Source organism: Actinoplanes campanulatus (assembly GCF_014647795.1).
Taxonomy (GTDB): Bacteria; Actinomycetota; Actinomycetes; order Mycobacteriales; family Micromonosporaceae; genus Actinoplanes; species Actinoplanes campanulatus.
In genome coordinates, this window is sequence record NZ_BMPW01000003.1 from 42944 (window position 1) to 60689 (window position 17746).

Annotated in this window: 15 protein-coding genes and 1 riboswitch; of the genes, 5 read left to right on the top strand and 10 right to left on the bottom strand. The window is 72.2% G+C overall.

Annotation, left to right across the window (positions count from 1 at the left end; genetic code table 11):
- Positions 1-141: 141 nt before the first annotated feature.
- Complete coding sequence (locus IEZ13_RS07160; RefSeq protein WP_183218941.1) at positions 142-831, top strand: ABC transporter ATP-binding protein; 690 nt, start codon at positions 142-144, stop codon at positions 829-831.
- Positions 828-3155, top strand: coding sequence for an ABC transporter permease (locus IEZ13_RS07165; protein WP_229794523.1), 2328 nt, complete (start codon positions 828-830; stop codon positions 3153-3155). Before IEZ13_RS07160 ends, IEZ13_RS07165 begins: the two co-directional genes overlap by 4 nt.
- A gap of 208 nt (positions 3156-3363) precedes the next feature.
- Here the strand turns inward: IEZ13_RS07165 and IEZ13_RS07170 are convergent, their stop codons facing one another.
- Positions 3364-4053 carry a GGDEF domain-containing protein gene (locus IEZ13_RS07170; RefSeq protein WP_229794524.1) on the bottom strand — a complete coding sequence of 230 codons (690 nt, stop codon included), beginning with the start codon at positions 4051-4053 and terminating at the stop codon, positions 3364-3366.
- Between the two features lie 105 nt (positions 4054-4158).
- On the opposite strand from IEZ13_RS07170, the gene IEZ13_RS07175 reads away from it, so the two are divergent.
- The gene (locus IEZ13_RS07175; protein ID WP_183218942.1) at positions 4159-5340 is read left to right on the top strand and encodes an acyl-CoA dehydrogenase family protein; all 1182 of its coding nucleotides are present in this window, start codon (positions 4159-4161) and stop codon (positions 5338-5340) included.
- Between the two features lie 32 nt (positions 5341-5372).
- Here IEZ13_RS07175 and IEZ13_RS07180 read toward each other — a convergent pair whose 3' ends face one another.
- The 3 genes from IEZ13_RS07180 to IEZ13_RS07190 form a co-directional block, all read right to left on the bottom strand.
- A complete protein-coding gene (locus IEZ13_RS07180; RefSeq protein WP_183218943.1) occupies positions 5373-6032 on the bottom strand; it encodes a GNAT family N-acetyltransferase in 660 nt (219 codons plus the stop codon).
- 81 nt (positions 6033-6113) lie between these two features.
- Positions 6114-9098: a putative bifunctional diguanylate cyclase/phosphodiesterase gene (locus IEZ13_RS07185; protein WP_183218944.1), complete on the bottom strand. Its 2985-nt coding sequence runs from the start codon at positions 9096-9098 to the stop codon at positions 6114-6116.
- A gap of 107 nt (positions 9099-9205) precedes the next feature.
- Positions 9206-10120 carry a 5'-3' exonuclease gene (locus tag IEZ13_RS07190; RefSeq protein WP_183218945.1) on the bottom strand — a complete coding sequence of 305 codons (915 nt, stop codon included), beginning with the start codon at positions 10118-10120 and terminating at the stop codon, positions 9206-9208.
- A 148-nt stretch (positions 10121-10268) separates the two neighbouring features.
- On the opposite strand from IEZ13_RS07190, the gene IEZ13_RS07195 reads away from it, so the two are divergent.
- Positions 10269-10907: an HNH endonuclease family protein gene (locus IEZ13_RS07195; protein ID WP_183218946.1), complete on the top strand. Its 639-nt coding sequence runs from the start codon at positions 10269-10271 to the stop codon at positions 10905-10907.
- A gap of 4 nt (positions 10908-10911) precedes the next feature.
- Here IEZ13_RS07195 and IEZ13_RS07200 read toward each other — a convergent pair whose 3' ends face one another.
- The 5 genes from IEZ13_RS07200 to IEZ13_RS07220 all read right to left on the bottom strand — a co-directional run bounded on the left by IEZ13_RS07200 (position 10912) and on the right by IEZ13_RS07220 (position 15195).
- The gene (locus tag IEZ13_RS07200; RefSeq protein ID WP_203833720.1) at positions 10912-11550 is read right to left on the bottom strand and encodes a GNAT family N-acetyltransferase; all 639 of its coding nucleotides are present in this window, start codon (positions 11548-11550) and stop codon (positions 10912-10914) included.
- A gap of 10 nt (positions 11551-11560) precedes the next feature.
- A riboswitch (SAM riboswitch) is annotated at positions 11561-11675 on the bottom strand.
- Between the two features lie 32 nt (positions 11676-11707).
- Positions 11708-13195, bottom strand: a complete 1488-nt coding sequence (dacB, locus tag IEZ13_RS07205; protein WP_183218947.1) for a D-alanyl-D-alanine carboxypeptidase/D-alanyl-D-alanine endopeptidase — start codon at positions 13193-13195, stop codon at positions 11708-11710.
- Positions 13196-13275: 80 nt separating this feature from the next.
- Entirely contained in the window at positions 13276-13692 is a 417-nt protein-coding gene (locus IEZ13_RS07210; RefSeq protein WP_183218948.1) for a DUF1810 domain-containing protein, read from the bottom strand.
- The gene (locus tag IEZ13_RS07215; protein WP_183218949.1) at positions 13685-14080 is read right to left on the bottom strand and encodes a ChaB family protein; all 396 of its coding nucleotides are present in this window, start codon (positions 14078-14080) and stop codon (positions 13685-13687) included. Before IEZ13_RS07215 ends, IEZ13_RS07210 begins: the two co-directional genes overlap by 8 nt.
- A 44-nt stretch (positions 14081-14124) precedes the next feature.
- A complete protein-coding gene (locus tag IEZ13_RS07220) occupies positions 14125-15195 on the bottom strand; it encodes a glycoside hydrolase family 32 protein (RefSeq protein WP_183218950.1) in 1071 nt (356 codons plus the stop codon).
- A 77-nt stretch (positions 15196-15272) separates the two neighbouring features.
- On the opposite strand from IEZ13_RS07220, the gene IEZ13_RS07225 reads away from it, so the two are divergent.
- Positions 15273-15629, top strand: a complete 357-nt coding sequence (locus IEZ13_RS07225; RefSeq protein ID WP_183218951.1) for a MerR family transcriptional regulator — start codon at positions 15273-15275, stop codon at positions 15627-15629.
- Positions 15630-15633: 4 nt separating this feature from the next.
- On the opposite strand, the gene glgX is transcribed toward IEZ13_RS07225, so the two are convergent.
- A complete protein-coding gene (glgX, locus tag IEZ13_RS07230) occupies positions 15634-17742 on the bottom strand; it encodes a glycogen debranching protein GlgX (RefSeq protein WP_183218952.1) in 2109 nt (702 codons plus the stop codon).
- Positions 17743-17746: the final 4 nt, after the last annotated feature.

Sequence of the window (17746 nt, forward strand, 5' to 3'; positions counted from 1 at the left end):
CACTCCGACACCTTGGCATGCCCGTGCGAGCGGCACATCAACCCGTGGTCGGCCCCGCCTACATCCCCGGTATGACAGACCCTGGGTGGTTGCATCCGGGAGCCGATGACGCCACTGTCGGTCGTCCGTAGCGTTCCCGGCATGACGACAGAGACGGTGGTGCGGCTCGATGGAGTGCGCAAGGAGTTCGGTGAGACGGCCGCCCTGGACGGCGTCTCGCTGGAGATCCGTCGCGGCGAGGCGGTGGCCGTGATGGGCCCGTCCGGCTGCGGCAAGTCCACCCTGCTCAACATGGTCGCCGGCCTGGACCGGCCGACCGCGGGCGAGGTGACCGTGCACGGCGAGCGCCTGGACCTGATGAACGAGACGGGGCTGGCGCTGTTCCGCCGCCACCACCTCGGCATGATCTTCCAGTTCTTCAACCTGCTCGACGACCTGTCGGCGCTGGACAACGTGGCCCTGGCCGCCCAGCTGACCGGGTCCTCGGCGGCCACCGCCCGGCGCCGCGCGCTGGAGCTCTTCGACGAGCTGGGGATCGCCGGCCGCCGCGACGTCTACCCGGCGGCCCTGTCCGGCGGCGAGCGGCAGCGGGTGGCGGTGGCCCGCGCGCTGATGAACAGGCCGGCGCTGCTGCTCGCCGACGAGCCCACCGGCGCTCTCGACAGCCGGGCCGGCGAGCAGGTGATGGACCTGCTGATCGACCTCAACCAGATCGGTCAGACGCTGCTGATCGTCACCCACGACGAGCGGCTCGCGCACCGCTGCGCCAGCCGGCTGGTCGAGCTGGCCGACGGCCGGATCGCCCGCGAGTCCGCCCTGGACCGGGTGTGAGCGCCGTGTGGGCGGCCGCTAAGGCCGCGATCCGCCGCCGGCGGCTCCAGACCTTCGTGATCGGCCTGGTCGCGCTCTTCTGCACGGCCACCGTGGTGGTGTCGCTGGCCCTGCTGGACGCGATGTCGGCGCCGTTCGACCGGGCCCTGGCTCAGCAGCGGGGAGCTCACGCGGTCGCCGCGTTCGACCCGGCCAAGGTGACCGACGCGCAGCTCACGGCCGCGCGTGACGGCGTGGAGGCGGCCGCCGGCCCGTTCGGGCAGGTGATGTTCGAGGTGGGCGGCGGGTCCGGCCCGGTCATGCGGGGCCCGCTGACGCTGGTCGGGCGGCCCGGCCCCGGTGGCGACGTGGACCGCCTCGACCTCTGGCGGGGGCGGTGGGCGTCGGCGCCGGGCGAGGTCGTGCTGAACGCGCCACCCGAGGATGAGACAAGCTTCGCCAGGGGCCCGTTCAGCCGGATCCCGTCGCTCACCGCGGACGGGACGACGCTGACCGTGGTCGGCTGGGCGTTCAGCGTGGGCGGCTCGGCGGACGGCTGGGTGACGCCGGAACAGATGACGGAGCTGCGGCCGACCGGGACGCAGATGCTGTACCGGTTCGCGGGCGACGTGTCCACGAGGGAGGCGGTTCAGCAGCGGCTCACCGGGGTGACCACGGGGCTTCCCGGGGGCGCGCTGATCGCGGCCCAGCCGTACCAGGTCGTCAAGGAGGAGGCGGCCGAGGGGTCCGGTGTCTATCTGCCGTTCCTGGGCACCTTCGGCGTGCTCGGCCTGATCATCGCGGTGATCATCGTGGGGAATGTGGTGAGTGGAGCGGTCATCTCCGGGTTCCGGCACATCGGGATGCTGAAGGCGCTCGGCTTCACCCCACGCCAGGTGGTCGCCGTCTACCTGACGATGGTGACGGTGCCGGCGACGGCCGGCGCGATCCTCGGCACCGTGCTCGGCGACCTCGGCGCGCGGCCGCTGCTGGAGGACACCTTCCGCGGGATGGGGTTCGGGCAGGACACCGGCGTGCCGGCCTGGGTGTGGGCGGCCGGGCTGGTCGGCATACCGGCGCTGGTCCTCCTGACCGCGCTGGTGCCGGCGTCACGCGCGCACCGCCTCTCCGCCGCCGAGGCGATCAGCGCGGGCAGCGCCCCACGGCGCGGTCACGGTCTGCGCGTGCAGAGAGCCCTCGGGGGAACACGTCTGCCACGCTCGGTCAGCCTCGGACTGGGGCACCTGTTCGCCCGTCCGGCCCGGACCGCGCTGACCATGGCGTCGCTGCTGCTCGGCGTGACCACGGTGACGTTCGCGACCGGGCTTTCCGACACGCTGATCCGGTTCTCGGCACTCGACGCGGCGGCCGGCGGTGACGTCAGCATCCGCCCGGAGCCGCCGGACGGGCCCACCGGGGTGACCAGCAGCCGCACCGACGACGAGGTGGAGGCGCTGCTGCGCGGCCTTCCCGGCACCGAGAGGATCGGGGTCGCGCTGGGCCGCCCGGTGTCGGCCCTCGGCCAGAGCGAGCCGATCCAGGTCAACTTCGTCCGGGGCGACGTCGCCGCGATGGGGTATGAGGACCAGCTTCTCGAGGGCCGCTGGATGGCCGCGCCGGACGAGATGGTGGCGACCTCGGAGCTGCTCAACAAGCGGGGGCTGGAGGTCGGCGACACGATCACCATGGAGTTGCAGGGCGTCCGGACCACCGTGACCGTCGTCGGCGAGACGCTGCAGAACCTGCCCGGTCCCGGGGACGGCCTTTTCGCCCCGTGGCGGGAGTTCGAGGACGCGGAGCCGTTCGACTACTTCTACCAGGTCGATCTCACCGAGGGCACGGACCGGGAGGCCTACATGCAGGCGATCCGCTCGGCCGATCCGGGGCTGTCGCCGTGGAGCCGTGGCGGCAGCAACGAACTCCAGGTGATCGTGACCGGCTTCTCCAGTGTGCTGGCCGTGCTGCTGGCCACGGTGGCGGCGCTGGGCGTGCTGAACACGGTGGCGCTCAACGTCCTGGACCGGCGCCGTGACCTGGGCATGCTGAAGTCCATCGGGATGACCCCACGCCAGGTGATCACCATGCTGGTCACCTCGATGGCGGCGCTCGGCGTGGCCGGTGGCCTGCTCGGCATCCCGTTCGGCATGGTCGCGCACCGGCTGGTGGTGCCGCTCTCCGCGGGCGCCGCCAAGGTGACGCTGCCGGAGTCGGTGCTGCGGGTGTGGGACCCGCTGCAGCTCGCCCTCCTGGTGCTCAGCGGTGTCCTGATCGCGGTGGTGGGCGCGCTGCTGCCGGCCCGCTCGGCGGCCCGCCTCACCATCGCCCGGGTCCTGCACAACGAGTAAGCCGCGCAACGACGTGGCTGCGCGCCAAGGCCGCGGACCACCAACCACGCCCGGCGGGCGCGGACCACCAACCACGCCCGGCGGGCGCGAGCCACCAACCACGCCCGGCGGGCGCGGCACGGGCCTGGGCCCCCGGTGGGCTCGCGGGGAGCGGACGGAACGGGGCCGTTGCGGTTGGCAACGGCCCCTTCCGTACGATATGCGGGTTTTAAGCGGCGGTGGGCAGCTCGGAGGCGAGCGACTCCTGCCAGATCGCCCAGCGGGTGTCGGGGCCGAGCGACTTCGCCTTCCGCATCGCCAGGCCGGCCCGGTGCACGATCTCGTCGTGGGTGAGCTCGCCGGGTTCGGTGACCGCCACGCCGATGCTCGCCGCCAGCGTGACCAGGCGGCCGTCGACGGCGATCGTGCCCAGGGCCGCGGCGATCCGGCCGGCCACCTCGTAGGCGTCCTCGGGCCGGGCCACGTCCGGCAGCACCACCGCGAACTCGTCGCCACCGAGGCGGACCGGCAGGTTCGGGCGCTGGGCGCAGCGGCGCAGCACCTCGGCGAACGCGACCAGCACCCGGTCGCCGGACCGGTGGCCGAGGGTGTCGTTGATCTCCTTGAAGCCGTTGATGTCGATCAGCAGGACGCCCGTCCGCCGGCCGCGGGCCCGGTCCGATGCCTGCCGGAACATGCCGCGGTTGCCGAGCCCGGTCAGGCCGTCGGTGAGCCCGCTCTCCCGCTGGGCCAGCGTCTGCCGGTACAGCACGAACCCGCTCAGCGCCGCCCCGGCGAAGGCGAGGCCACCCCACGGGAAGAGCTCGCCGTCGTTCCAGGCCCGCGCCAGCATCAAGATCTGCGCCAGCGTCCCGGCGATGAACAGCACCAGCGCACCGGCGGTGAACGATGGCGGCACCTGTCGACTCCGCGTCTGCAAAACCCCTCCTCCGTCCGGACCGGACCCCGGGGTGATCGGTCCCGCGCGAGCCGACTTGAGGAGGCGGACCCATAGGATCTGCTGATGGTCGTACCCCAGACACACGATGAGGCGGTCACCGCCGCCCACCGGCTCGCCGCGGTCCTGGCGCCCGGCGCGATCCAGCGCGACCGGGACGGCGCGGAGGTGGTCCCGTACGAGGCTCTGGCCGCCCTCGACGACTCCGGGCTGCTCGGCATCACCGTCCCGGTGTCCGACGGCGGCCCGGGGCTGGGCCCGCGAACCCTCGGCGAGGTGGCGCGGATCGTCGCGGCCGCCGACCCGGCGATCGCCCAGGTCCCGCAGAGCCACTTCCTGCTGGTGGACGTGCTCGCGGTGCACGCCGGCCCGGAGGCCCGCAAGCGCGCCTTCGGTGACGTGCTGGCCGGCCGCCGGCTCGGGAACGCGTTCGCCGAACGCGGCGGGCAGCACGCCCAGGATCTGCGCACCCGGATCACCGACGGCCTGCTGGACGGGGTGAAGTACTACACCACCGGGGCGCTGACCAGCGCGTGGATCGCGGTGAGCGCCCTCGACGAGACGGGGCGGCTGGTGCTGGCCCTGGTGCCGCGGGCCGCCGAGGGGGTGTCGGTCGACACCGACTGGGACATGCTCGGGCAGCGGGCGACGATCAGTGGGACGGCCACGTTCCGGCGGGTGCCGGTGGAGGCCGGGCTGCGTGTCGACTACGCGGGCGCGTACGAGGTCCCGCAGCAGATCGGGGCCCGGGCGCAGCTGGTGCACGCGGCCATCGAGGTGGGCATCGCGGGCGCGGCTCTGCGGGACGCCCGGTCCTACCTGCGGGAGAAGGCGCGGCCGTCCACCGAGGCGGTCCGGTCCGGTGCGGCGGCGGCCGTCGACGACCCGCACGTGCGGCACCGTTACGGACGGCTGGCGACCCGGGTGCGAGCGGCGGAGGCCCTGCTGGACTCGGCTGCCCGTACCCTCGAGGAAGTGGGGTTGATCCCCGCGGACGCCGAGGCCGCGGCACGTGGCTCGCTCGCCGTCGCGGCCGCGAAGGCCTTCGGCAGCGAGGTGGCGCTGGAGGCCGGGTCGGAGCTGTTCACCATGTGCGGGACGAGTTCGGCGGCCGCGAAGTACGACCTGGACCGGCACTGGCGCAACGCGCGCACGCACAGCGTCCACGACCCGATGGACTGGAAGTACGCGCACATCGCGGCCTACGAGCTGGCGGACCGGCTGCCGCCGAATCACGGGCAGCTCTGAAGGCCGGCCGTCGACGGCCGGCCTCCGAAGCTCTACCCCGTGTACCTGAACGACGCGAACACCACGTCGGCGCTGTGCGTGAAGCCGAGGCGGCCGTAGAGCCGGATCGCGTTCTCGTTGTCGTGGACCGCGTGCAGGAACGGCAGCTCGCCGCGGGCCAGGATGCCGGCCGCCACGGCGAGGGTGAGCCGTGCGCCGAGGCCCTTGCCGCGGTACGCCGGGTCGGTGCAGACCGCGCTCACCTCGGTCCAGCCGGGCATCCGGAACCGCTCGCCGGCCATCGCGACGAGGCGGCCGGAGTCCCGGATGCCGAGGTAGCGGCCGAGGTCGACGGTGCGCTTGAGGAACGGGCCCGGCTCGGCGCGGGCGACCAGGTCGAGCATCTCGGGGACGTCGTTCTCGGTGAGCAGGACGGCCTCCGGATCCTCGACGCCGGACATGCTCTGGCCGATCATCTGCACTCCCGGGGTGACCTGGTCCACCTCCCACCCCGCGCGCGGGGTGATGGACGGGCCGGTGAGGAGTGCGTAGTTGGTGATCGTCGCCAGATCACGCCAGGCGGCCGGGTCGGCTGGGTCGCTCAGCGCGGCGAACGGGGCGATATCGGGCAGGTATCGGGCGGCGTTGCCCGCGGCCTCGGCGAAACACGCCTGCGGCCCGGTGAGGGCGGCCCACACGGGGTTGTTCAGCACACCCCCGACCCTGCCTCCTGGCGGCGGGTCGCGCCAGTAGATATCCGTCTAACCACCCGCACGCTTATCTGTCGGGTTCCGTCATACGGTTGCCTCCCGGCGCGTGGACGGGGTCCCGGTGAGTTCCGGGATGTCGGCCGGCCACAGCGGCTTGGCGAAGTGGTAGCCCTGGCCGTAACGGCAGCCCATGGCGTCCAGGGCGGCCCGCTGACCGGCCTCCTCGATGCCCTCGGCGACGACCGCGAGGTCGAGGTTGTGCGACAGGGTGACGATGGCGTCGACCAGCGCGTGCTGCTGCCGGCTGGTCAGAATGTCGTCGATGAATGATTTGTCCAGCTTAACGACGTCCACCGGCATCTGCCGAAGGTAGCTGAGCGACGAGTAGCCGGTGCCGAAGTCGTCGATCGCGATCCGTACGCCCATGGCCCGCAACTGCTCGAGATCCGCCAGCACCTTCTCGGCATCCCGCAGCACGAGGCTCTCGGTGATCTCCAGGAGCAGCCACTGCGGCCGGGCCCCGGTCTCGGCCAGCGCCCGGCGTACCTGGTCGGCGAAGTCCGCGGTCCGGAACTGCCGCGCCGACACGTTGACGCTCACGTAGCGCAGCGTGGTCTCCGGGTTCTCGGCCCGCCACCGCGCGAACTGCCGCAGCGCCTCGCGGATGACCCACGAGCCGATCCCGACGATCGCGCCGCTCTCCTCGGCCGCCTCCACGAAGAAGAACGGGCTGAGCAGACCCCGGGACGGGTGCTGCCACCGGACCAGCGCCTCGACGCCGGTGATCCGCTGGTCGGACAGTTCCACGATGGGCTGGTACTGGAGGACGAACTGCTCCTCCTCGATCGCCTCGTGCAGGGCGGTACGCATCTCCAGCCGCTGCACCATGGCGGTGTGCAGGTCGCTCTGATAACGCCGCCAGCCGCTCTTGCCGCTGCCCTTGGCCAGGTAGAGCGCCAGGTCGGCGTGGCGCAGCAGCTCGGTGGCCGATTCGGCGTCCCGGCTCGTGGCCACCCCGATGCTGGCCGCCCCGCTGACCACGTGCGTGCCACCGTCGGCGTCGAACACCTCGATCGGCGCCCCCAGGGCCTCCACCAGCCGTGCCGCCACCGTCTCCGCGGCGTCCACGGTGTCGCTCTGCTCGACCAGGACGGCGAACTCGTCGCCACCCATCCGGGCCGCCGTGCTGCCGGCCCCGATGATCGCCGAGATCCGCTGAGCCACGGCGAGCAGAAGCTGATCGCCGACCGCGTGCCCGAGGGTGTCGTTGACCTCCTTGAAGTCGTCCAGGTCGACGAAGAGCACGCCGAGGGTGGCGCCGTCCCGCTCGGCCACGCAGAACGCCTGCTCCAACCGGTCCTTGAACAGCACCCGGTTGGCCAGCCCGGTCAGCGCGTCGTGGAACGCCTGGTGGGTGAGGTCGCTCTCCAGCCCGCGCCGGGCGGTCACGTCCCGCAGCGTCACCACGAGGCCGCCCACGGTCGGGTCGTCGCGCAGGTCCCGCAGGCCGCACTCGATCTCGATGGCGCGGCCGCCGGCACCCACCGCGGTCAGCTCGATGTCGTCCAGATCGCCGGCGTCCACCCGGTCGAGGACCTCCCGCATCGCCTCCGGTGACGCGATCAGCCCGGCGATCGGCGCACCGGTCGGGTCGGCGCCGAACAGGGTCTCCGCGGACGGGGTGGCGTAGCGGACGACACCGTCGCAGTCCAGGATCAGGATGACGTCGGAGGCGCTCTGGATCAGGGTGCGGAACCGGGCCTCGCCCTCCCGGCGGCTCACCTCGTCGGTCAGCCCGATCCGGTCCAGCACCGCGTTGATCTGTGCGCTGAGCGTCTCGAACGCCGGGCGCATCACGTGCAGGACGGGGTCCGGCGCGCCGAGCACCATGATCCCGACCCGTTCGCCGGGCAGCTGCTGGGTGGTGTAGAGGGCGTGCGGGAAGCCGCCCGAGTCCAGCCCGTCCGGCACATCGGCGGCGGCCACCAGCTTCACCCCCACCGTGGCGGTGCCCGGCTCGGGCACCGAGAGCTGGAGGTGGTACGGCTCGCCCGCGGGCATCAGCCGGGCCACCGCCTGGCGGATCGCGGCGGCCACGCCCAGGTCGGTGACGGCCGCGTTCAGCAGCGCCACGGCCTCACGCAGCGCCCGCTCCCGGAGACCGGCCGCCCGCTGGAGCCGGGCCAGGTCCGCGACCCGGCCCAGCACCAGCAGGAACATCACCGCCGCGGCGGCCGCGATGACCGGCGCGTCGGCCACGCCCTCCCGGCCCTGGAAGTATTCGACGGCCAGCACGGCCGGCGCGATCAGCGCGGCCGCGGTCAGCCAGAACAGCCGGTGGCGGCCCATCTCCGGGATGACCGGCTCGCCCGGCGCCGACAGCGACCGCATCGTCGGCGACAGCGCCGCGAAGCCCGTCGCCGCGTAGAAGACGATCCAGCCGAGGTCGACCGGGCCGCCCAGCACCCACGCGCTGTACAGACGCGACTGGCCGTAGAACACGTCGGCGACCAGCAGACCCACCACGGCGGCGCCCAGGGCGGCGACCGCGCCCCGCCGGCGGCCGGCGCCGGTGAACATCCGCAGGATCATCGCGAGCACCAGCACGTCGCCGAGCGGGTAGCCGATCGACACCAGCTTGCCCAGTCCCGACAGATGGTCGGCGCGGGCGCACGGCGCGATCCAGTACACCCAGGTCAGCAGGCCCAGCCCGACCGTCGGCACCAGCGCGTCCAGCAGCGCCGCGCGGTTGGCGGCGCCACCGCCGCGGGCCCGCGCCAGAAGCAGCAACCCGGCCGCCAGCGGCGGGTACGCCAGCAGGTAGAACAGGTCGGCCCACGGGTTGTGCCAGATGTCACCGGTGGTGAAGAGGACCAGCGCGACACTGATCAGAATCCACGGCAGCCGCCGCTCCGGGCGGTGCATCCGGACACCCAGCAGCACCGTCGCGGCGCTGGAATAGCCCAGCGCGGCCCACATGTAGCGGTGACTGTCGGGAACGGCGTAATAGACACCGGCGAGAGCCAGGATCCAGACACCGAAGCACGCGCGAACGGCTCGCGTCGACAAGGCGTACTCCGATCGTGAGGCGGCGGGCAATTGCCGACTCGCCGTATCGGGTCCGCGGGGGCCGACATGAGCCGCCCGCTGCGGCCGCAACCGTCCGGCAACCGGCCTCAGCCGGCCATCGCGTCCACCAGGCGCCGGGCCGACCCGGCCAGGTTCCACCGCTCGGCGAGCGCCAGCAGCGCGTCCGGGTGTCGTGGGGCGGTCGGCAGGACCGGGTCGAAGGCGGGCAGCGGCACGTCGGTGGCGACCTTGCAGACCGGCAGGGCGCGGCCCAGGTACTCCCGGGACGCCAGCAGTTTGGTCCGCACGCCGGGGGCGAAACCGGCGTCCGGGTCGTCCAGGGCGGCCAGGATGTGCTCGACCCCGCCGTACCTCTCGATCAGGCGCGCAGCGGTCTTCTCGCCGACGCCGGCCACGCCCGGCAGACCGTCGCTGGGGTCGCCGCGCATCGCGGCGAAGTCCGCGTACCACCGCGCCTCGACCCCGTATTTCGCCTGGACCAGCGCCTCGTCGGCGTCCTCCAGCTTGGCCACGCCACGGCCGCAGTAGAGCAGCCGGGTCCCGCGGGCGTCGTCGACGAGCTGGAACAGGTCACGGTCGCCGGAGACCACCTCGACCGGCGCGGGCTGCCCGTACGCCAGCGTGCCGAGCACGTCGTCGGCCTCGTACCCCTTCACGCCGAACGCCGGGATGCCGAGCGCCTCGAGGGTCTCCAGCAGCACCGGCACCTGCCGCTCCAGCGACGCCGGCACCTCCTCGACGTCGCCGTGGGCGACCCGGTGCTTCTTGTACGACGGCACCAGCTCCACCCGCCAGGCCGGGCGCCAGTCCGCGTCCAGCGCGCACACCAGCCGGTCCGGGCGGCGGGTGCGGATCAGCTGGGCGAGCATGTCGAGGAATCCGCGGATCGCGTTCACCGGTTCACCGGCCGCGGTTTGGGCCGCCTTCTCCGGTATGCCGTGGAACGCGCGGAAGTAGAGGCTCGGGGCGTCGACGGCCAGCAGAGGTCTCACGCGCACCACCCTATCGGCTCGGTGAACGAGGTGTTTCGCGGCCGAGTTTGATCTTTTTTGTTCAGCCACAAGAAATTCACGTTCGTCATCATCTGGAGACGTCCGGCTCCCGTAAACCTTCAATGTCCGAATCGGACGACATCGAAGGAGCCGTTGCATGCGCCTCTCCCCCCGTCCCCTGATCGCCGGCCTCACCGCCGGTCTGATCACTCTCGGTCTGCTGGCTTCCCCCGCCCAGGCCGCCCCGACCGGCATCCCGTCCAAGGCGACCGCACAGACCTACCTGAACGCCCTGACCGTGGCCGCCGAGGCGAACGCGAGCACCTACGACCGCGACCTGTTCCCGCACTGGATCACCATCTCCGGCACCTGCAACACGCGGGAGACGGTGCTGAAGCGGGACGGCACCAACGTCGTCACCAGCTCGGCGTGCGCCGCCACCTCCGGCACCTGGTACTCCCCGTACGACGGGGCCACCTGGACCGCCGCCTCCGACGTCGACATCGACCACGTGGTCCCGCTGGCCGAGGCGTGGCGTTCCGGCGCCAACGCCTGGACCACCAGCAAGCGGCAGAGCTTCGCCAACGACCTGACCCGCCCGCAGCTGATCGCCGTCACCGACAACGTGAACCAGTCGAAGAGCGACCAGGACCCGTCGACGTGGCAGCCGTCGGTTAGCTCCTATCGCTGCACCTACGCCAAGATGTGGATCGCGGTGAAGTACTACTGGGCGCTGAAGCTCCAGTCGTCCGAGAAGACCGCGCTCCAGACCATGCTCAACACCTGCTCCAGCTGACGCCTCATCCGCGCGACTCCGGCCGGCTCCCCGGCCGGCCGGTTTCGGCGAGACGGTGCCGCAGGTAGGCGCGGCACCGCGGCCACTCCTCGGCGACGACCGAGTACATCGCGGAATCCCGCAGACGGCCCTCCTCGCCCGGCGCCCACGAGCGCGACCAGTTGCGCAGCACCCCCTCGAACTGGGCGCCGAGCCCGGCGATCGCGGCCCGGGACCGGCTGTTGCGGGCATCGGTCTTCAGATCGACGCGGGCCGCCTCCCACACCTCGAAGGCGTTCTCGAACAGCAGGAGCTTGGACTCCAGGTTGACGCCGGTGCCCTGCGCGGAGGCCGTCAGCCAGCTGAAGCCGACCTCGATCGCGTGCAGCCGCTCGGTGCCGGGCCACTGGCGCGGGTCCAGGTAGGCGGTCGCGCCCACGGCGCGTTGCGAGACAAGGCAGATCTGAGCGTACGGTCGAAGCCAGCCGGCCTCCGCCCGCTCCAGTTGCAGGTCGATGTACGGCCCGACCTCGTCCGGCGCCGGCACCCAGGTCCACGAGAACGAGTCCCGGTCGCCCCCGGCGGCCCAGGCCAGCCCCTCGGCGTGGTGGTGGCCGAGCGGCTCCAGACGGACGCGACAGCCTTCCAGAACAGGATGATCCACAGCAATCCCCCATCGCGGCTTGACCGGCACGGGTGCGCCGGACCAGGTCCTCACCCGGGGCACCCCGCCCGCGAGCAGGGGGTTGCCGGCCAGCGAGCCGGGGCTTCGCGCTGGCGCTCATGACCTGTCCCGACCCTAGGGAATACTTGCCGGATGCTCAACGCGGTTCCGATCTGGTGATGGGCCGGGAGACGGTGGCCCCTGTCGCCGCCTTCCTCCCGGAGGGCTGACCCCCCGGCGTGCCGGTGCTCCCGGCGAGGGCCACGGCCACCCGGTCGAGGGTGGGGCCCGCGCCGGCCAGGGCGCCGTTGATCAGGGCGGCGAAGGTCAGGTGGCGGCCGTCGCGGGTGGTCACGTAGCCGGAGAGGGCGTTCACGCCGGTCAGCGTGCCGGTCTTGGCGCGGACGTTGCCGGCCGCGGCGGTGCCCCGCATCCGGTGGCGCAGGGTGCCGCCGACCAGGGGGCCCGCGGCGCCCGCAACCGGGAGGGCCGCCCGGAAGGCCGGGAACCAGGGGCGCCGCCGGGCCACCGTGAGCAGCGTGGTGAGTTGCCGGGCGGTGACCCAGTTGCGGCGGCTCAGACCGGAGCCGTCGCCCATGGTGAGCAGCCGGGTGTCGACGCCGAGGCGGCCGAGGGCGGCGGTCGCCGCGGCCAGCCCGGTCGGCCAGCTCCCCGGCCTCGTCGGCGTCGCGGCCCGGCCCATCGCCTTGACCAGCGTCTCGGCGATGCCGTTGTGGGAGAGCTTCAGGAGCGGCCGCAGCATCTCACGCAACGGGGCGGAGGCCCGCGTGGCGAGGGTCCGGGCCGTACGCGGGACCGGCCCCCGGCCCGTGCCCCCGGCGACCGTCACCCCGTGCCGGAGCAGCGCCGCCCGGAACACCCCGGCCGCGGTGAGGGCTGGATCCGGCACCGACACCAGCGTGGTCCCGGAGCGTCCGGGCGCAACGGATCCGGTGACCGTCACCGTCCGGCCGCCGTGGACCCGCACCGCGCTCACACTGTCGCCTCGCCCGGTGACCGCCCGGTTGACCACCCGCACGCTGCGGGTCGGCGGCCACACCGTGACCGACGGCCGCCGCCCGGCGGCGCCCCGGTAGCGGATCTCGACGGCGCCGGTGTCGGACCGCTCGTTCGCCGCGAAGGTGAGGGCCGAGACTCCGGCGGCCCAACCGGACGACTCGTCCTGCCACGACCAGTCCAGCCCGAACGGCACCCGGTCGAACCAGGTGTCGTCGACGACCAGCCGCCCGCTGAACCGTTTCCGGCTCCGGGCGACGTCCGCGGCCAGCCCGTCGAACCGCGCGACCGTCAGGGTGGGGTCCCCCTGCCCGCGCAGATGGAGGTCGCCGCCACGGGCGCGGACCGTGGTGCGGAACCGGTACCCCGGGCCGAGCACCTCGAGCGCGGCGGCCGCGGTGAGCAGTTTCTGGTTGGAGGCAGGCAGCACCCGCAGACCGGAATTGCGCTGGTAGACGGCGGCCCCGGCAGCGTCGCGCACGTCCACGGCGACGGTGGCGCCGGCCAGCCCGGCGCCGGTGAGGATCCGGTCGAGATCGCCGGTGACCCCGCCGGCCGCGGCCGCCGGGGCGGGGACGCCGAGCAGGGTGGCGGCCACCGCCACGACGAGGGCGCGGGCACGTCGCATGAAGGAGCCACCTCGGCGTCGGCGGGAACGGGACCGCCGCGATCGTCACACGGCGGCGCCCCGCCCGACGGCGGAATCCCCTACAGTGCGCCGAGAAGCGCGACCGTCCGCTGATCGGGCCCGTCGTAGTAGCGGTCGAGCACCCGCTCGAAGAGGGCCGGGTCGTCGGCGGCGCGGGCGAAGAGCGTCATCGACGAACGCAGTTTCAGGTCGTCGGGGTAGCCGAGGATCTCCTCGGCGGTGCGCCCGTGATGCTCCAGCATCGCCTCGGCGCACTGGAGCAGCCGCGGGCCCAGGACGGGGTGGCCGAGATAGTCGCGGGCTTCGCCGAGGTCCCGGACGGCGTAGGTCCGCGCCGTCGGGCTGGAGCCCAGCCCGGCCAGCTGGGGGAAGACGAACCACATCCAGTGGGTGCGTTTGCGGCCGGCTCTCAACTCGGCGAGCGCCTGCTCGAAGACGCCGTCCTGTGCCCGTACGAATCGGATCAGATCATCCACGCGCGCGTCGCGTCTCCCTGGCGTTGGCCTTCTGGATCGCGTCGACCAGCTCCGATTTGGTCATCCTCGACCGGCCGGAGATGTCCAGCTTGCGGGCCACGCCCAGCAGGTGTTCCTTGCTCGCGTTGGCGTCCACGCCACCCGCGGTGTCGGCTTTCGTGTCGCGGCCGCCGGCGGCCTTGGCGTCGCTCGGGCCCTTCTTCGCCTTCGGCTCCCAGTGGTCGCCGACCTTCTCGAAGGAGTGTTTGACCGCGGAGAAGGCGGTGCGGTGGGCGCGCTCGCCCTCGCCGTACTGGTCGACGGCGGAGTCGTGGGTCTTGACGAAGGTGTCCTGCGCCTTCTTCGGGGATCGCTTGAGGGTTTCGGGTAGTTCGTCACGTCCAGGCATACCGGAGAGGTTGCCCGCGGCCGGACCCGGCAAACGCCGGGCCGTCACCCGCCGGGAGCCGTACCGAACCGGGCGAACCTGACACCGGACGCGGTGGGGCCGGTTCGCCGGGCCACCCCGAGACCGCTGACACCCTCGACCGCGACCTCGACGATGTCGGCGTCGGCGAAGAGCACCGTCTCCCCGCCTGCGGGCATGGTGAGGATCAGCTCGCCGTGGTCGCGGACCTCCCCGCCGGCCGCGGTGAGCCCGCTGGCGCCGCTGATCAGGTACGGGTCGAGGTTGGGGTGCGGGGTGGCGATCAGCCGGTCGTCGCGTACCGAGAGAACCCAGGGAAGGCTGAGCGAGCCCGCCCAGACCGACCCGGGACTGGCCTCGGCTTCACCGAGGCGGGCGAGCACGCAGCGGCGCCCGGCCGCGTCGACGAAGGTGACCGTGGGGCCGAGGCGGCCCCGCCCGAACGCGCCCCAGGCGCGCGGCGTGAAGTGCAGGCCGTCGTAGCCGCCGACCGCGTAGGCGACCTCGTCGCCGCTGGAGACGAGCAGCACCCAGGCGCCGTCCAGCGGGAAGAGCCGCGGGCAGCTCCAGCCGGCCTGCTCGCGGGAGACGATCACACCGTCGTAGGCCCAGTGCAGCAGGTCGGCGGAGTGGTACTGGAGGACGGCGGCGGCCCCGCCGCGCATCGTGGCGCCGAGCAGCATCCGCCAGCCGCTTCCGGCCCACCAGACGTACGGATCGCGCATCTCGCTGACACCGGAGGGTGGCGTGGCTATCAGCGGGCCGGCCGGGTCCTGGCGCCAGCCGGTGATGCCGGGCGCCGCGACCGCGCGGGCCACCTCCCCGCCGTCGCGGGTGTGGAACAGCACCGGCCCGTCCGGACCGGCCACGACCGCACCGCAGCGGGCCGATCCGGGACCGGCGGGCGGCGCGGCCACCGCCTGCTCGGTCCACAGGATGAGATCGTCGGAGACCGCGTACCCCCAGGCCGGCTCCTGGCCGGAGAGGTACTCGTAGAAGAGCTGGTAGCGGCCGTCCGCCGCGAGGACACCGAAGAGGTCGCCGACCTGGCCGGCACGAGGGGTGAAGTGCAGCCGTGGCCGCGCTACGCGTTCCATGCCTCTGCCTAGCATCGCGGCGATGTCCGGCACCAGTGGGGGCGGCTGCCAATGCGGTGAAGCGGTTAATCTCAGGCGTGCCTTACACACCTGGGGAGACCGCCGAGCGGCTCGGCGTCAGCATCGACACGATCCGCTACTACGAGAAGATCGGGCTGCTGCACGGCATCCAGCGCAACTCCAGCGGCCGCCGGATCTTCTCCGACGACGACCTGTCCCGGCTGGGGCTGCTGCGCTGCCTGCGCGACTCGGGCATGCCGATCTCCCGGCTGCGGCGCTTCGCCGAGCTGTTGCAGACCGGTGACGAGGGCGCCGAGCAGCGGACGGCGCTGCTGCGCGAGCACGATCAGGAGATCGACGCGAAGATAGAGCAGCTGCGCCGGGAGCAGCGACGGGTCCGGGAGAAGATCGCGTGGTACACGTCGCGAGCCTGACCCTCTAGTAGCGGCAGCGCAGCACGACCAGGCTGTGCCTGGTCACGGTGAACTGCCCGCCGGCCCGCGCGGTCTTTCGCCTGGCGGCCAGCAGCGGGTCGGCGGTGTTCGCCGAGACCTCCCACGTCCGCCCGTAGTCGCGATCCGGCAGCGTGACCGCCACGTCCTCGTCGAGCGGGTTGAACAGCAGCAGGAACGAGTCGTCCCGGATCTCCTCGCCGAGGGCGTCGCGCTCCGGGATGCCGTGCCCGTTGAGGAAGACGGTCATGGTCATGCCGCTGCGGGTGTTCCAGTCCGCCTCGGTCATGACCTGGCCGTCCCGGCGCAGCCAGGCGATGTCGGGCAGTTTCGAGTCGCCGGCCGGGTCGCCGGTGAAGAACCGCCGGCGCCGGAAGATCGGGTGGTCGGCCCGCAGTTTGAGCAGCCGCCGGACGAACCCGGTGAGCACGTCCTCGTTGCGCGCCTCCACCCAGTCCACCCAGGAGATCTCGCTGTCCTGGCAGTAGACGTTGTTGTTGCCGCGCTGGGTGCGGCCGAGCTCGTCGCCGTGCGCGATCATCGGGACGCCCTGGCTGAGCAGCAGGGTGGCCAGGAAGTTCCGTTTCTGCCGCTCGCGCAGCACGATGATGTCGGCGTCCTCGGTCTCGCCCTCGGTGCCGCAGTTCCAGGACCGGTTGTGGCTCTCGCCGTCCCGGTTGCCCTCGCCGTTGGCGTCGTTGTGCTTCTCGTTGTACGACACCAGGTCGTGCAGGGTGAACCCGTCGTGCGCGGTGACGAAGTTGATCGACGCGATCGGGCGGCGGCCGTCGTCCTGGTAGAGGTCGGAGCTGCCGGTGAACCGGGACGCGAACTCGCCGAGCCCGGCCGGCTCGCCCCGCCAGAAGTCACGGACCGAGTCGCGGTACTTGCCGTTCCACTCGGTCCAGTTGGGTGGGAAGCCGCCGACCTGGTAGCCGCCGTCGCCGACGTCCCACGGCTCGGCGATCAGCTTGACCTGTGACACCACCGGGTCCTGGTTGACCAGATCGAAGAACGCGGCCAGCCGGTCCACCTCGTGGAACTCCCGGGCCAGGGCGGCGGCCAGGTCGAACCGGAAGCCGTCGACGTGCATCTCGGTCACCCAGTAGCGCAGGCTGTCCATGATCAGCCGCAGCGACTCGTGGTGCCGGACGTTGAGGCTGTTCCCGGTGCCGGTGGTGTCGTAGTAGTACTGCCGGTCCTGGTCGACGAGCCGGTAGTAGGCCGGGTTGTCGATGCCTCGGAAGGACAGCGTGGGGCCCAGGTGGTTGCCCTCGGCGGTGTGGTTGTAGACGACGTCCAGGATCACCTCGATGCCGGCCTGGTGCAGCGCCTTCACCATGGCCTTGAACTCCTGCACCTGCCCGCCCCCGCCGGCGAACGACGAGTAGCCGTTGTGCGGCGCGAAGAAGCCGATGGTGTTGTAGCCCCAGTAGTTGGTCAGGCCCCGCTCGACCAGTCCGCTGTCGTGGACGAACTGGTGCACCGGCATGAGCTCGACCGCGGTGACGCCGAGGCTCTTCAGGTACTTGATCATCACCGGGTGGGCCAGGCCGGAGTAGGTGCCGCGCACGTCGTCCGGGATGTTCGGATGCCGGATCGTCATACCCTTGACGTGCGCCTCGTAGATCACCGTCTCCCACATCGGGATCTTGAGCGGCCGGTCGTTGCCCCAGTCGAAATACGGGTTTATCACGACGGAGCGGGGTGAGAAAGGCGCTGAATCCGCATCATTATAAGAACCGATATCGCCGAAATCGTACGAGAAAAGCGCCGGATCCCACCGATAATCCCCGTCGATCGCCTTGGCGTACGGATCCAACAGCAGTTTGCCCGGATTGCACCGCAGCCCCCGGGACGGATCGTAGGGCCCGTGCACCCGGTAGCCGTACCGCTGCCCCGGCACCACCCGCGGCAGATAACCGTGCCAGACCAGCGCCTCCCGTTCCGGCAGGTCGATCCGGGTCTCCCGACCGTCCTCGTCGAACAGGCACAACTCGACCCGGGTAGCCGCCTCGGAGAAGAGCGCGAAATTGGTGCCGCCCCCGTCATAGGTGGCTCCCAACGGGTACGGGTTGCCCGGCCAGATATGCATGCGC